This window comes from Nonomuraea sp. ZG12 (assembly GCF_052068115.1).
Classification (GTDB): Bacteria; Actinomycetota; Actinomycetes; order Streptosporangiales; family Streptosporangiaceae; genus Nonomuraea.
Window position 1 is genome coordinate 154,230 of the sequence record NZ_JBQHCW010000013.1, and the last position, 12,944, is coordinate 167,173.

Consider the following 12,944-nt stretch of genomic DNA (forward strand, 5'->3'; position numbering starts at 1 on the left):
CTCACACCAGTGCGCGCAACTCCGGCAGGACCTCCAGGGCCAGCCGCTCGGCCTGGCCGCGGGGATCCGGACCGGCGGGCATGAAGTTCATCGAGGTGAACCCCAGGGCCGCCAACGCCCCGAGCCGATCCAGCACGGCCTGCGGAGACCCGGCCACCACCGACGGCGAGCCGGAGCCCGTACCGATCTCGAAGGGCACGTTGTAGACGCACCGCACCGGCCGCCCCTGCGCGGCCGAGAGGACCCGCTCGCGCATGACGGCGGCCTGCTCCGGCGGCGCGAACCCGAGCGAGGGGATCCACCCGTCCGCCAGCCGGCCGGTCGCCGCCAGCGCCCGGTCGCCGTAGGTGCCGAGCCAGATGGGGATCGGCGTGTCCGGCTTGGGCTCCATGGCGGCCTGCTCGGTGTGGTAGCGGTCGCCCCTGTAGGAGAACTCCGGCTGCGACCACAGCCCGCGCATGATGTGGATGGCGTCCACCATCCCGTCGACCTTCTCCCGCGGCGTGGGCACCCCGAGGCCGAACGCGCGGAACTCCTCGTCGGAGTAGCCGCCGCCGAGCCCCAGGATGAGCCGCCCTCCGGAGAGCCGGTGCAGGCTCTCGGCCATCTTGGCGACCATCGCGGGCGGCCGGTACGGGACGCCGAGCACCCGGGTCGCGATCTTGACCCGGGAGGTGGCGGCGGCCACCCAGGTGAGCATCGTCCACACCTCGTAGCTCGGCTCGGTGCCCGACGGATGGTCGGAGGTGGAGACGAAGTCGTACCCGAGCTCCTCGGCGGCCCGCGCGTCACCCACCGGATCGGCCCCCTGGGCGGCCGAAGCCGAGATGCCGAGCCCGAACAGCGGCGTGGTCATGGCAGCCCCTCCCTATGACGGTTTACATGTAAACCTAAAGCCGCAGTTGGTTACACGTCAACCAAACAGAACTAGGGTGGGAGCATGGACGAGCCCCGCTGGCTGGACGATGCCGAGTTCCGGGCGTGGATCGGCTATCGCCGGATGAGGTTACTGCTCGACGCCCAGGTCAACCGCGACCTGCTGCACGACTCGGGGCTGTCCGCGCCCGACTACGACGTGCTGACGGCGCTGACCTCGACCGAGGAGCGGCGCTGGCGGCTGACCGCGCTCGCCGAGCGGATGCTCTGGTCCAAGAGCCGGCTGTCCCGGCACATCTCACGGATGGAGCAGCGCGGGCTGGTCACCCGCGAGGAGTGCGAGTCCGACGCCCGGGGCGCCATGGTCGTGCTGACCGAGGACGGGCTGCGGGCCATCGAGGCGGCGGCGCCGGACCACGTCGAGTCCGTGCGCCGCCATTTCATCGACCTGTTGACCAGGGAGCAGATCGAGGTGCTCGGCACGGTCGCGGAGACCGTGCTGTCTCATCTGTCGGAGCCACCCACCGAGGTCAGCTGAGCCAGATCGGGCTCCAGTCCGCCATCTCGACGAAGCGCCGCAGGTCGGCCAGCCCGGAGACGCTGCCCAGCCAGCCGGCGTAGGGCGTGCGGTCGAAGCCGCTCTGGACCAGGGTCAGCCGAGTCTTGCCGCCGCTGCCCTCCAGCTCCCAGGTGCCGACGCCGACGGGTCCCCAGTCGACGGACATCCTGCGGTCGGTCTCCAGCTCCAGGATCTTCGCCGGCTCGCCCTCGGCGTCGAACCCGCCCATGGCGTAGCGCCCGCCGACGCGCGGCTCGATCTCGATCGGGTAGCCGAACCAGCGGGTGACCGCCTCCGAGTCGATCAGGGATGCGTACACCTTGGCCGGCGGGGCGTCGATGAGGACCTCCGCGCGCAGCTCGGCGGAGGTGAAGTCGGGCTTGGGCGTGAGGGCGCGGCCCTCGAAGTGCTCGACCAGGTTGGCCAGCACGAGGTACCAGTAGGTCTGCAGGACACCGCGGACACTGCTCTCCGCCATGGCCTCCCGCATGTCGAAGTGGCTCTGCGACACCGACACGATCGCCGCGTCGGGCCCGTCCTCCTCCACGGCGAACTCCGTCGTCGTCTCGACGCCGTCGAGCGTCCAGGCGAAGCGCACCGTACGGTCATCGGCGTGCAGCAGCCGCTGGTGCGGCGCGTCACCCTCGGGCGTGAAGCGGCCCCAGAACTCGAAGCGGTCGGGCAGCTCCACCTCGACGTGCTCGGCCAGCCACACACGCAGGGTGTCCGGGTCTGTCAGGGCGTGCCGCACCTGCTTGACGGGGGCGGGGACGCGGGCACGGATGATCATCGGGTCACTCATGGTCTTCTCCCTTGGGATAACAGGCGACGGCGAGCTTGAAGGCGTCGCCTTCGTCTCCGCCATAGCGGGTGAACAGCTCCCGCATCATGGTCTGCAGGTCGTTCAGGAACTCCTGCCGCTTTTCAGGCCGTACGTGAATCTCTCCGGACAGGCCGATGGACGGCAGCTCCGGCGCGGTCCTGTCCAGCGCCGCGATGTCGGCCTGAACCTCCTCCATCAGGTCGAGCAGATAGCCGAGGCTGAGCTCGTCGCGCGCCTTGGTCAGCCCGATCCGGCCGACCAGGCGCGGCGACAGCCAGTAGGAGCGGGCGGCCGCCTGGTAGATGCCCTCGTTGATGCCGCGCACCCGGCGCTCGGACACCAGGTCGACCAGGCCGGCGTCCACCAGCCGCTTGACGTGGTAGTAGACCCGCTGCGGGGTCTGCCCGAGCCGGGCCGCGACCTCGCCGCAGGTGCCGGGCTCGGCGAGCTGCCGCAGCACCTCGACGCGCTGCGGCTTGAGCAGCGCCTCGGCCTGCTCGATCTCTTCTAGGTACAGGACGTCTCTCATCGCAAAAATGAGTCTTTACGTAAAAATACTTTTTGTCAATGGGGCATGCCGAGAATCGGCCGGGCGGAGAGGAGATCAGGGCCAGGAGCCTTCCTGGTCGGGGTCGCCGCCGTTGGTCAGCAGCTGCAGGTCGGACTCGACCATCATGGCCACCAGCTCCTCGAAGGACACCGTGGGCTCCCAGCCGAGCTGGACGCGGGCCTTCTTCGGGTCGGCGCACAGCAGGTCCACCTCGGCCGGACGGTGCAGGCTCTGGTCGGTGACGACGTAGCGCTCCCAGTCCAGCCCGACCGCCGCGAACGCGGCCTCCACCAGCTCCTTGACCGACTTCATCCGCCCGGTGCCGATGACGTAGTCCTCCGGCGTCTCGGCCCGGAGCATCAGGTGCATGGCACGGACGTAGTCGCCCGCGTAGCCCCAGTCGCGCCGGGCGTCCAGGTTGCCGAGGCGGAGCTCGGCGGCCAGGCCGAGCTTGATGCGCGCCACCCCGAGCGAGACCTTGCGGGTGACGAACTCGGCCCCCCGGCGCGGTGACTCGTGGTTGAACAGGATGCCGGAGACGGCGTACATGCCGTACGACTCGCGGTAGTTCTGGGTGAGGAAGTGGCCGTACGCCTTGGCGACGCCGTAGGGCGAGCGAGGGTGGAACCCGGTCGTCTCCGTCTGGGGCGTCTCGCTGACCTGCCCGAACATCTCAGACGACGAAGCCTGATAAAAGCGGATCTGGCCGGAGGGGCGGCCGCCGCGCGACGCGCCCGAGCAGACCCGGATGGCCTCCAGCATGCGCAGCACGCCCATCCCGGTGACCTCGGCGGTCAGCTCGGCCTGCTCCCATGACATCGGCACGAAGGAGATCGCCCCGAGGTTGTAGACCTCGTCGGGCTGAACCCGCTCCACCGCGGAGATGAGCGAGCCCTGGTCCAGCAGGTCGCCCCGGATCACCTGGACGTCGGCCAGCAGCCTGCGCATCCGCGACAACCGCGGGTTCGCCTGGCCGCGGGCCAGCCCCCACACCTCATATCCCTGACCGAGCAAGTGCTCCGCCAGATAGGAACCGTCCTGGCCGGTGATGCCGGTGATCAGAGCGCGCCTGGCCAACGGGGTCCTCCAACTATCGCTGCCGCGTCCGTTGCGACGGAAATGTACGCCATGCCCTCAGATCCATCTAGAACACGTTCTACCGAACCACGCTCGGTCACGGCAACGTCGCAGTTCGCACGGCATATGGCTGCCGCTGCGAACAATTCCAGACGACCTACCGAATGGTAGCCTTCTCGGACTAAGGTCATCTTTCACGGTACACGCCCTTCTCTGGGCCTACCGGGCGGAGAAAGGGGTGTCCGTGAGTGACACGCTGCGGATCGCACTGCTGTCCTACCGCAGCAAACCCACCTGCGGCGGCCAGGGCGTGTATCTCCGCCATCTGAGCCGCGAGCTGGTCGCTCTCGGTCACCACGTCGAGGTCTTCTCCGGCCAGCCCTACCCCGAGCTCGACGAGGGCGTGATCCTGCGGAAGGTGCCGAGCCTCGACCTCTACCGCGACGAGGACCCGTTCAGGACCCCCAAGCTCGCCGAATACCGCGACTGGATCGACCTCCTGGAGGTCGGCACCATGTGGACCGCCGGCTTCCCCGAGCCCCTGACCTTCACCCTGCGCGCCCACCGCGAGCTGAAGAAGCGCGTCGGCGACTTCGACGTCGTCCAGGACAACCAGACGCTCGGCTACGGCCTGCTCGGCATCCAGAAGCTGTTCCCGGTGGTCGGCACCATCCACCACCCGATCAGCGTGGACCGGCGGATCGAGCTGGAAGCCGCCAAGGGCGCCAAGAAGCTGACCATGCGCCGCTGGTACGGGTTCGTCCGGATGCAGGCCAAGGTCGCGCCCCGGCTGAGCCCGATCCTGACCGTCAGCGAGTCGTCGCTGGCCGACATCCACCGCGACTTCAACGTCCCCCAGGCGAACATGCGCCTCATCCCGCTCGGCGTCGACACCCGCTACTTCCACCCGCGCCCGGACAAGCCCCGGCGCAAGGGCTCGATCGTGGCCGTGGCCAGCGCCGACTCCCCCATGAAGGGCGTCTCCACGCTGCTGCGCGCGGTGGCCAAGCTCGCCACCGAGCGCGACGTGAACCTCACCGTGGTCAGCAAGCCCACCCCCGGCGGCCCCACCGAGAAGCTGGTACGGGAGCTGTCGCTGGAGGACCGGGTCCGCTTCGTGCACGGCATCTCCGACGACGAGCTGGGCGAGCTCATCGCCACCTCCGAGATCTCGGTGGTGCCGTCCCTGTACGAGGGCTTCTCGCTGCCCGCCGTCGAGCACATGGCCTGCGCCACGCCGCTGGTCGCCAGCCGTACGGGAGCGTTGCCCGAGGTCGTCGGCGACGCCGCCGTCCAGGTCGCGCCCGGCGACGCCGAGGAGCTCGCCGCCGTGCTGCGCCGCCTGCACGACTCGCCCGAGGAGCGCGAGCGGGTGGGCCAGGCCGGATACGACCGGGTCATGGAGCGCTACACCTGGCACGTCGTCGCCAAGAAGACCGTCGAGGCCTACCGCGAGGCCATCGCGGCCCGCCGTACCCGCTGATCAGAGGAGATCGTCCAGTGCTGACCGTCGACTTCGACCGGCTGCCCGTCGGCCCCGGCGTACGCGTGCTCGACCTGGGGTGCGGCGGCGGCCGGCACGCCTTCGAGGTGCTCCGCCGAGGCGCGGACGTCGTCGCGTTCGACATGGACCAGGCCGAGCTCGACAACGTGGCGGCCATGTTCGCCGCGATGGACAAGGCGGGCGAGGTGCCACCCGGCGGCACCGGGGAGACCGTCCAGGGCACGGCGCTGGACATGCCGTTCGACGAGGGCGGCTTCGACCGCGTCATCGCCGCCGAGGTGCTGGAGCACATCCCCGACGACATGGCGGCGATGGCCGAGATCTTCCGGGTGCTCAGGCCCGGCGGCACGGCCGCGATCACCGTGCCGAGCTTCCTGCCCGAGCGGATCTGCTGGGCGCTCGACGAGGACTACCACACCGCCCCCGGCGGGCATGTGCGCATCTACACGCTGGCGGAGCTGTCGGCCAAGCTGAAGGCCACCGGGTTCGTCATCGGCCCGCACCACCACGCCCACGGCCTGCACGCGCCGTACTGGTGGATCAAGTGCGCCGTCGGCGTCAACAACGACGACCATCCCGTCGCGAAGGCGTACCACGAGCTGCTCGTCTGGGACATCATGAAGCGCCCCGCCGCGACCAGGATCGCCGAGGCCCTGCTCAATCCGGTCATCGGCAAGAGCGTCGTGCTCTATGTCAGGAAGCCCGCGGCGTGATCTCCCGCGAGCAGGTCGTCCAGACGGCCGAGAGCATCGCGGCCATCCAGCGGGAAGACGGCGGAGTGCCCTGGCCGGAAGGGCACGTCGACGCGTGGAACCACATCGAGTGCCTGATGGCCATGACGGTCGCCGGGCTGGACGAGCCTGTGCGCAGGGGCTACGACTGGCTCGCCAGGCACCAGCGCGACGACGGCTCCTGGCCGATGAAGCTGCTCGACGGGGTCGCGATCGAGGCGGGCGGCGAGTCCAACCACGCCGCCTACATCGCCGTCGGGCTCTGGCACCACTTCCTCGTCACCGGTGAGCGGTCCTTCGCCGAGCAGCGGTGGCCGATGGCCAAGGCGGCGCTCGACTACGTCGCCGGGCTGCAGACCGAGCGCGGGGAGATCGTCTGGGAGCGTGACGCGCGCGGCCAGGCGGCCACGTACGCGCTGCTGACCGGCTGCTCCTCCATCCACCAGGGGCTGCGCTGCGCTGTGCTGCTCGCCGACCAGCTCGGTGACCCCCAGCCGCACTGGGAGCTGGCCGCCGACCGGCTGGCGCACGTGCTGGCCGCCCATCCGGAGGCGTTCGCCGACAAGAGCCGCTTCTCGATGGACTGGTACTACCCCATCCTGGGCGGCGCGGTGCGCGGCGCGCAGGCGTGGGAGTCGCTGGAGCGCGAGTGGGCCACGTTCGTGGTGCCGGGGCTCGGCATCCGGTGCGTGTCCGACCAGCCGTGGGTGACGGGCGCGGAGACGTGCGAGCTCGCGCTGGCCCTGGACGCGGTGGGCGACAGCGGGCGCGCGGCGACGCTCTTCGCCGACATGCAGCATCTACGGCACGAGGACGGCTCCTACTGGACCGGCTGGCAGTTCGCCAACCGTAAGCACTTCCCGCACGAGCGGTCCGGGTACACCGCGGCCGCCGTGGTGCTGGCCGCCGACGCCCTGGGCGGCCTGACGGGTGCCTCCGGCGTCTTCCGCGACGCCGCCGCCGTCTCGGTGGCACAGCCCGATGGGTGCGGCTGCGCCCCGGCCCGCCGCTGACTCCGCAAGGGGTTTTGCCGCTTCTTTGCCGGGGAAAGCGTGGCGGCTCGATGGATGCCCGCATTGGGGTCACTAGTTTCGGGAGTGGCCGTACGAGGCGTCTTCGGGGGAAGCGTGGGCGACACGGGCACAACATCGTTCTTGGAGCAGGTCGGGATCCAGCCGACGCTGACCCCGGTCCGGGGCTGGCGGAGGTTTCTGGTCAAGGATCCTCGCGAGTCCGATCTGAGCAGACGGAGGTTCCGGCTCACCCGAGGGCCTTCTCGGGCGGTCATTGAGAATGCAGAAAAGTCGTATCTGTATGGCTTCAACGCAGTTATCTCACGGGAAGTTGTGAGGATCGATGAGATTTCCCGTGAGCAGCAAGCCTTCGCCTTCGAGGGGGCGGGGGCGGCGTGCGCGGTGCTCGATCTGATCACCGCGACTCGGGGCCGGCGCCTTCATGAGCTACTGTCCGGCCCCGGGGCACGTCACCAGTTCGCCGTCCATCTCGGCGTCGGCCGGGGCTACGCGATGCTGCGCCTGCGGCCGATCCGGGCGTCCCGGCGGGCCCATCCGCTGCTGCGGTGGCTGGCCCTCGACGGGTTCGGCTTCGGCTGGAGCATGGCCAGGGCGGACCGGATGGTGGGCGAGCGGGCCATGCCCGACCTGCTCACCAGGTCCCACTGCGCGCTCTTCGACCAGGGCCTGGGACGGCTGCTCTGGTACCACGACTGCGCCTCGCCCGACGACGTGGCCGCCAGGATCGCCGCGTACCCGGTCAGCAGGCGGGCCGCGCTGTGGAGCGGGGTCGGGTTCGCCGCCGCCTACACGGGCGGTGCGGAGGCCGACGAGCTGTGGTGGCTGACCGAGCACGCGGGGGCCGACGGGTTCCGGGGGCATCTGGCCCAGGGCTGCGCGTTCGCGGTCGCGGCCAGGACGCAGGCCGGGCCGCTGCCCGACCATGTCGCGCAGGCCGTGCCGATCCTCGCGGGAGGCACTCCGGGAGAGGCGGCCGGCTGGGCGGACAGCGCGCTCATCGCGCTCGGCCACGACCCGCGCGGCCACGAGGACTTCCAGGCCTGGCAGGCGCACACCCGCAGGATGTGGGCCCGCCGCCACCACACCGCCTAGATCGCCTAGATCCGCCTAGATCCCCGGAGCCACCCGCTCCAGGACCCGCAGCGAGCCCTCGGCGTGCACCTCGGCGAACGCGCCGGACGCCAGGGCGCGCAGGTAGACCCGGTAGGGCGCCTGGCCGCCGTCGGCCGGGTCGGGGTAGATGTCGTGGAAGACCAGCGCGCCGCCCGTCATGACGTGCGGCGCCCAGCCTTCGTAGTCGCGGGTGACCGGCTCGTCGGAGTGGCCGCCGTCGACGAACAGCATGCCGAGCGGCGTACGCCAGAGCGCGGCCACCCGCTCGGACCCGCCGACGATCGCGATCACCTCGTCCTCCAGGCCCGCGGCGGCGATCGTGGCGCGGAAGACCGGCAGCGAGTCCATCTTGCCGAAGCGGGGGTCGACCAGCTCCGGGTCGTGGTGCTCCCAGCCGGGTTGGATCTCCTCCGAGCCCCGGTGGTGATCGACGGTGACGACCACGGACCCGGCCTGCCGGGCCGCCGCGCCGAGGTAGATGGCGGACTTGCCGCAGTAGGTGCCGATCTCGCAAATGGGACCGCGCGCGCCGTAATCCCGGGCCACCTCGAACAGGGCCAGGCCCTCCTTCGACGGCATGAAACCCTTGGCGTCCTCGGCGGCTCGCAGCAGCTCAGGCGGCATCGTCATAGCCCTGCACCCTAGTGGAACCGAACAACATTCCGGCGTCCTCTTGCCCGCTATAATGGAACCTGTTCTACTAGCAGGCGTGAATCAGCGTACTCGGATCGCCATGTCGGAAGACGAGGTCACCGCGTTGCTGGAGGGGGCACGCAAGCTGCAGCTCGCGACCATCAACCCCGACGGCACGCCGCATCTGGTGACCATGTTCTACGGGCTCGACAAGGGCCGGATCACCTTCTGGACCTACGGCAAGTCCCAGAAGGCCCGCAACCTGGCGCGCGACCCCCGGGTGAGCTGTCTCATCGAGACCGGCGAGGACTACGCCGAGCTGCGCGGCATCCTGGTGTACGGCCGGGTCACACCGATGGACGACGCCGAGGACGTCATGGCCGTCGGCATGGACGTCGCGCGCAGGATGACCCCGGGGGTGACGGACGAGCTCCTGCTCCCCTACGTCGAACAGACAGGCCGCAAGCGGGTCGCTTACGTGGTCGAGCCCACCAAGATGGTCTCATGGGATCACAGGAGGCTCTCGTGAAGGTCAAGGTGGACGAACTGGTCTGCGAGGCCAATGCCGTGTGCATGGGACTCGCGCCCGAGGTGTTCGAGGTGGACGACGACGATCAGCTCCACATCCTCCTCCCCGAACCACCTCCAGAACTGCGGGATCGCGTACGCCACGCGGTGCGGTCCTGTCCGAAAGCCGCACTTTCCGTTGAGGAATAGCCGGGAAGGAACCCCCCATGCGCGCCGCACTTCTGCATGCCGTAGGCGATGACAAGCTCGACATCCGCGATGACGTCACGCTGGCCCCCGTCGGGCCCACCGACGTCCGGGTCCGGATCAAGGCCACCGGCGTCTGCCACTCCGACCTGTCGGCCATGACCGGCGTGCTGCCGCAGCCCGTGCCGCTCGTCCTCGGCCACGAGGGCGCGGGCGAGGTGGTGGAGGCCGGCGAGCACGTCTCCACGGTCAAACCCGGCGACCACGTGGTGATCAGCTGGCGCCCGGCCTGCCAGGAGTGTGACCTGTGCCTGGGCGGCCAGCCGTACCTCTGCCTGAAGTACATCATCGAGTCGTTCACCAAGGGCAACTTCCGCTTCGGCGGCGGCACCACGGCCTTCGGCATGGCCGGCTGCGGCACCTGGGCCGAGGAGATCGTGATCCCGTGGCAGGCCGCGATCAAGCTCGACCCGGAGGTTCCGTGGGAGGTCGGGGCGCTGATCGGCTGCGGCATCACGACCGGCGTCGGCGCCGCGATCAACACCGCGAAGGTGCGGCCGGGCTCCACGGTCGCGGTGATCGGCTGCGGCGGCGTCGGCCTGTCGGTGATCCAGGGCGCCCGCGTGTCCGGCGCCCGGACGATCCTCGCGGTGGACCCACTGGAGTCCAAGCACACGCTGGCCAAGAAGGTCGGCGCGACCCACGCGGTCACGCCCGAGCAGGTGCCCGCCGCGCTGAACGAGCTCACCGGCGGCAACGGCTTCGACTACGGCTTCGAGGTCGTCGGCAAGTCGGCCACCATCCAGAACGCCTGGCAGATCACCCGCGCCGGGGGCGACGTCATCGTCGTCGGCGCCGGCGCGGCCGACGACATGGTCTCCTTCTCCGCCTTCAACCTGCTCTTCGAGGGCAAGAACCTGCTGTCCAGCCTGTACGGCGAGTCAGACGTACGACACGACTTCCCCTACTTCGCCAACCTCTACAAGGCGGGACAGCTCGACCTGGAGTCGATGATCAGCGCCCGGATCCGGCTGGCCGACCTGAACGACGCGGTGGCCGCGCTGAAGAGCGGCGAGGTCCTGCGCCAGATCGTGGTCATGGACTGACCCTGACGTGCGAAAGCCCGGGCCGCGTGGCCCGGGCTTTCCTACGACCTTCAGAACGTCACTCGGTGGAGAAGGCGGCGTCGAAGGAGGTGGTGGGCGGGGTGATGGCGTTGAGGTCGCGGATGTAGGACAGGGCCTCACGGCCGCCGTCCAGGCGGTCCATGCCCGCGTCCTCCCACTCGATGGAGATCGGCCCGGTGTAGCCGATCGAGTTCAGCGCGCGGAAGCAGTCCTCCCACGGCACGTCGCCCCGGCCCGTCGAGACGAAGTCCCAGCCGCGCCGCATGTCGGCCCACGGCAGGTGCGAGGACAGGCGGCCGCGCCGGCCGTCGCCCACCCGCATCCGGGTGTCCTTGCAGTCCACGTGGTAGATGCGGTCGGCGAAGTCGAGGATGAACCCCACCGGGTCCAGGTCCTGCCACACCATGTGCGAGGGGTCCCAGTTGAGGCCGAAGGCGGGTCGGTGCCCGATCGCCTCCAGGGTCCTGACAGTGGTGTGGTAGTCGTAGGCGATCTCGCTCGGGTGGACCTCGTGCGCGAAGCGGACTCCGACCTCGTCGAAGACGTCCAGGATGGGGTTCCAGCGGTCGGCGAAGTCCTGATAGCCCGCGTCCACCATCGAGGCCGGCACCGGCGGGAACATCGCGACCGTGTGCCAGATCGACGAGCCGGTGAAGCCCACCACCGTGTCCACGCCCAGCAGGGCCGCCGCCCTGGCGGTGTCCTTCATGTCCTCGGCGGCGGCCTGACGGACGGACTCGGGGTCGCCGGAGCCCCAGATGCGGGCCGGCAGGATGGCCTTGTGCCGGGCGTCGATCGGGTGGTCACAGACGGCCTGGCCGACCAGGTGGTTGGAGATGGTCCACACCTTCAGGCCGTGCTTGTCGAGCTGGGCACGCTTCTGCTCGACGTACGACGGGTCCGCCACGGCCTGCGCGACGTCGAAGTGGTCGCCTGAGCAGGCGATCTCCAGGCCGTCGTAGCCCCATTCGGCCGCCAGCCTGCAGACCTCTTCGAACGGCAGGTCGGCCCACTGGCCGGTGAACAGCGTGATGGGTCTCATGTGTCCTCCACAGTGGTGAAGCGGCTGCCGTCAGCCGCGCTCTGCTCGACCGCGGCCAGCACGCGCTGCACCCGCAACCCGTCGGCGAACGACGGCGTCGGATCGGTGCCGTGCCCGATCGCCTCCAGGAAGTCCCGGATCTCGTGGGTGAAGGTGTGCTCGTAGCCGAGGCCGTGTCCTGGTGGCCACCACGCGCCGACGTACGGGTGGTCCGGTTCGGTGACGAGGATGCGCTCGAAACCTCTGCCGCCCTCGCTGAACCACAGCTCGTTCATCGACTCGAAGTCGAAGGCGAGGCTGCCCAGCGAGCCGTTCAGCTCGATGCGCATCGCGTTCTTGCGGCCGGTGGCGAACCTGGTGGCCTCGAACGAGCCGACCGCCCCGCCGGAGAGCCGGGCGGTGAACAGCGCGGCGTCGTCGACGGTCACGGTGCCAGTCCCCGTGCTTGTTCCCGTGCCGCCCGCGGCGGCCAGGCCGGACGACCCCTCCGCGAGCGGGCGTTCCTTGATGAACGTCTCGGTGAGCGCCGAGACGCCGGTGATCCGCTGGCCGCTGACGAACTCGGCGGCGTCGATGATGTGCGCGCCGATGTCGCCGAGCGCGCCGGAGCCCGCCTTGTCCTTCTGCAGCCGCCAGACCAGCGGGAACTCCGGATCGACGATCCAGTCCTGCAGGTACTGGGCGCGTACGTGCCGGATCTCGCCGAGCCTGCCCTGCGCCACCAGGTCGCGGGCGAGCGCCACGGCGGGCACCCGCCGGTAGTTGAAGGCGACCATGCTCTTGCCGGTGGCCGAGGCCGCGGCCTGGACCATGGCCTGAGCTTCGGCGACGGTATTGGCCAGCGGTTTCTCACAGATGACGTGCTTGCCGGCCCGCAGGGCGGCGATGGCGATCTCGGCGTGGGTGTCACCGGGCGTGCAGATGTCGACGATGTCGACATCTGGCCGCCCGATCACTTCCCGCCAGTCAGTCACCGCCTCCTCCCAGCCCATCTGTTCGGCCGCGGCCTCCGTGGACTCCTTCGAGCGTCCGGCGATCACCCGCATGCGCGGGACGACCGGTACGTCGAAGAAGGCAGCGACGCTACGCCAGGCCTGGGAGTGGACGCGTCCCATGAAGGCATAGCCGATCATGCCGACGCCGACGGTTCTGTCTGACATG

At 69.9% G+C, this 12,944-nt stretch carries 15 protein-coding genes; 8 read left to right on the forward strand and 7 right to left on the reverse strand.

Annotated elements, in window-relative coordinates:
• Window position 1: 1 nt before the first annotated feature.
• Window positions 2-856, reverse strand: a complete 855-nt coding sequence (locus tag ACTMTF_RS30295; protein WP_441113730.1) for an LLM class flavin-dependent oxidoreductase — start codon at window positions 854-856, stop codon at window positions 2-4.
• Window positions 857-940: 84 nt separating this feature from the next.
• On the opposite strand from ACTMTF_RS30295, the gene ACTMTF_RS30300 reads away from it, so the two are divergent.
• Complete coding sequence (locus tag ACTMTF_RS30300) at window positions 941-1,414, forward strand: MarR family winged helix-turn-helix transcriptional regulator (protein ID WP_441113731.1); 474 nt, start codon at window positions 941-943, stop codon at window positions 1,412-1,414.
• Here the strand turns inward: ACTMTF_RS30300 and ACTMTF_RS30305 are convergent.
• The 3 genes from ACTMTF_RS30305 to ACTMTF_RS30315 form a co-directional block, all read right to left on the reverse strand.
• Window positions 1,407-2,237, reverse strand: coding sequence for an SRPBCC family protein (locus tag ACTMTF_RS30305; RefSeq protein WP_441113732.1), 831 nt, complete (start codon window positions 2,235-2,237; stop codon window positions 1,407-1,409). The genes ACTMTF_RS30300 and ACTMTF_RS30305 overlap by 8 nt on opposite strands.
• The gene (locus ACTMTF_RS30310; RefSeq protein ID WP_441113733.1) at window positions 2,230-2,787 is read right to left on the reverse strand and encodes a helix-turn-helix domain-containing protein; all 558 of its coding nucleotides are present in this window, start codon (window positions 2,785-2,787) and stop codon (window positions 2,230-2,232) included. Before ACTMTF_RS30310 ends, ACTMTF_RS30305 begins: the two co-directional genes overlap by 8 nt.
• A gap of 75 nt (window positions 2,788-2,862) precedes the next feature.
• On the reverse strand, window positions 2,863-3,885 hold the full coding sequence (locus ACTMTF_RS30315) for a GDP-mannose 4,6-dehydratase (protein WP_397005267.1): 1,023 nt from the start codon (window positions 3,883-3,885) through the stop codon (window positions 2,863-2,865).
• 238 nt (window positions 3,886-4,123) lie between these two features.
• On the opposite strand from ACTMTF_RS30315, the gene ACTMTF_RS30320 reads away from it, so the two are divergent.
• Genes ACTMTF_RS30320 through ACTMTF_RS30335 form a run of 4 tightly spaced genes read left to right on the forward strand, consistent with a single transcriptional unit; the run spans window position 4,124 to window position 8,246 of the window.
• Complete coding sequence (locus ACTMTF_RS30320) at window positions 4,124-5,368, forward strand: glycosyltransferase family 4 protein (RefSeq protein WP_441113734.1); 1,245 nt, start codon at window positions 4,124-4,126, stop codon at window positions 5,366-5,368.
• Window positions 5,369-5,385: 17 nt separating this feature from the next.
• Window positions 5,386-6,102 (forward strand): class I SAM-dependent methyltransferase, encoded by a 717-nt coding sequence (locus ACTMTF_RS30325; RefSeq protein ID WP_397005271.1) that lies wholly within the window; start codon window positions 5,386-5,388, stop codon window positions 6,100-6,102.
• Window positions 6,099-7,133, forward strand: coding sequence for a prenyltransferase (locus ACTMTF_RS30330; RefSeq protein WP_441113735.1), 1,035 nt, complete (start codon window positions 6,099-6,101; stop codon window positions 7,131-7,133). The genes ACTMTF_RS30325 and ACTMTF_RS30330 overlap by 4 nt, the downstream gene beginning before the upstream one ends.
• A gap of 54 nt (window positions 7,134-7,187) precedes the next feature.
• Window positions 7,188-8,246 (forward strand): DUF1702 family protein, encoded by a 1,059-nt coding sequence (locus ACTMTF_RS30335; protein WP_441113736.1) that lies wholly within the window; start codon window positions 7,188-7,190, stop codon window positions 8,244-8,246.
• A gap of 15 nt (window positions 8,247-8,261) precedes the next feature.
• On the opposite strand, the gene ACTMTF_RS30340 is transcribed toward ACTMTF_RS30335, so the two are convergent.
• On the reverse strand, window positions 8,262-8,891 hold the full coding sequence (locus tag ACTMTF_RS30340; RefSeq protein ID WP_441113793.1) for a class I SAM-dependent methyltransferase: 630 nt from the start codon (window positions 8,889-8,891) through the stop codon (window positions 8,262-8,264).
• 85 nt (window positions 8,892-8,976) lie between these two features.
• Here ACTMTF_RS30340 and ACTMTF_RS30345 point away from each other — a divergent pair, with 85 nt between their 5' ends.
• Genes ACTMTF_RS30345 through ACTMTF_RS30355 form a run of 3 tightly spaced genes read left to right on the forward strand, consistent with a single transcriptional unit; the run spans window position 8,977 to window position 10,720 of the window.
• Entirely contained in the window at window positions 8,977-9,429 is a 453-nt protein-coding gene (locus ACTMTF_RS30345) for a pyridoxamine 5'-phosphate oxidase family protein (RefSeq protein WP_441113737.1), read from the forward strand.
• Entirely contained in the window at window positions 9,426-9,617 is a 192-nt protein-coding gene (locus ACTMTF_RS30350; RefSeq protein ID WP_397005278.1) for a ferredoxin, read from the forward strand. The genes ACTMTF_RS30345 and ACTMTF_RS30350 overlap by 4 nt, the downstream gene beginning before the upstream one ends.
• A gap of 17 nt (window positions 9,618-9,634) precedes the next feature.
• Complete coding sequence (locus ACTMTF_RS30355) at window positions 9,635-10,720, forward strand: Zn-dependent alcohol dehydrogenase (RefSeq protein WP_441113738.1); 1,086 nt, start codon at window positions 9,635-9,637, stop codon at window positions 10,718-10,720.
• A gap of 58 nt (window positions 10,721-10,778) precedes the next feature.
• On the opposite strand, the gene ACTMTF_RS30360 is transcribed toward ACTMTF_RS30355, so the two are convergent.
• Window positions 10,779-11,783 (reverse strand): sugar phosphate isomerase/epimerase family protein, encoded by a 1,005-nt coding sequence (locus tag ACTMTF_RS30360; protein ID WP_397005282.1) that lies wholly within the window; start codon window positions 11,781-11,783, stop codon window positions 10,779-10,781.
• Window positions 11,780-12,943 (reverse strand): Gfo/Idh/MocA family protein, encoded by a 1,164-nt coding sequence (locus ACTMTF_RS30365; protein WP_397005284.1) that lies wholly within the window; start codon window positions 12,941-12,943, stop codon window positions 11,780-11,782. Before ACTMTF_RS30365 ends, ACTMTF_RS30360 begins: the two co-directional genes overlap by 4 nt.
• Between the last annotated feature and the right edge of the window lies 1 nt (window position 12,944).

Bases quoted from the DNA above. Each gene is read 5' to 3' on its own strand.
- ACTMTF_RS30295 (WP_441113730.1), bottom strand. From the start codon at position 856: ATGACCACGCCGCTGTTCGGGCTCGGCATCTCGGCTTCGGCCGCCCAG.
- ACTMTF_RS30300 (WP_441113731.1), top strand. From the start codon at position 941: ATGGACGAGCCCCGCTGGCTGGACGATGCCGAGTTCCGGGCGTGGATC.
- ACTMTF_RS30305 (WP_441113732.1), bottom strand. From the start codon at position 2,237: ATGAGTGACCCGATGATCATCCGTGCCCGCGTCCCCGCCCCCGTCAAG.
- ACTMTF_RS30310 (WP_441113733.1), bottom strand. From the start codon at position 2,787: ATGAGAGACGTCCTGTACCTAGAAGAGATCGAGCAGGCCGAGGCGCTG.
- ACTMTF_RS30335 (WP_441113736.1), top strand. From the start codon at position 7,188: ATGCCCGCATTGGGGTCACTAGTTTCGGGAGTGGCCGTACGAGGCGTC.
- ACTMTF_RS30340 (WP_441113793.1), bottom strand. From the start codon at position 8,891: ATGCCGCCTGAGCTGCTGCGAGCCGCCGAGGACGCCAAGGGTTTCATG.
- ACTMTF_RS30355 (WP_441113738.1), top strand. From the start codon at position 9,635: ATGCGCGCCGCACTTCTGCATGCCGTAGGCGATGACAAGCTCGACATC.
- ACTMTF_RS30360 (WP_397005282.1), bottom strand. From the start codon at position 11,783: ATGAGACCCATCACGCTGTTCACCGGCCAGTGGGCCGACCTGCCGTTC.
- ACTMTF_RS30365 (WP_397005284.1), bottom strand. From the start codon at position 12,943: ATGTCAGACAGAACCGTCGGCGTCGGCATGATCGGCTATGCCTTCATG.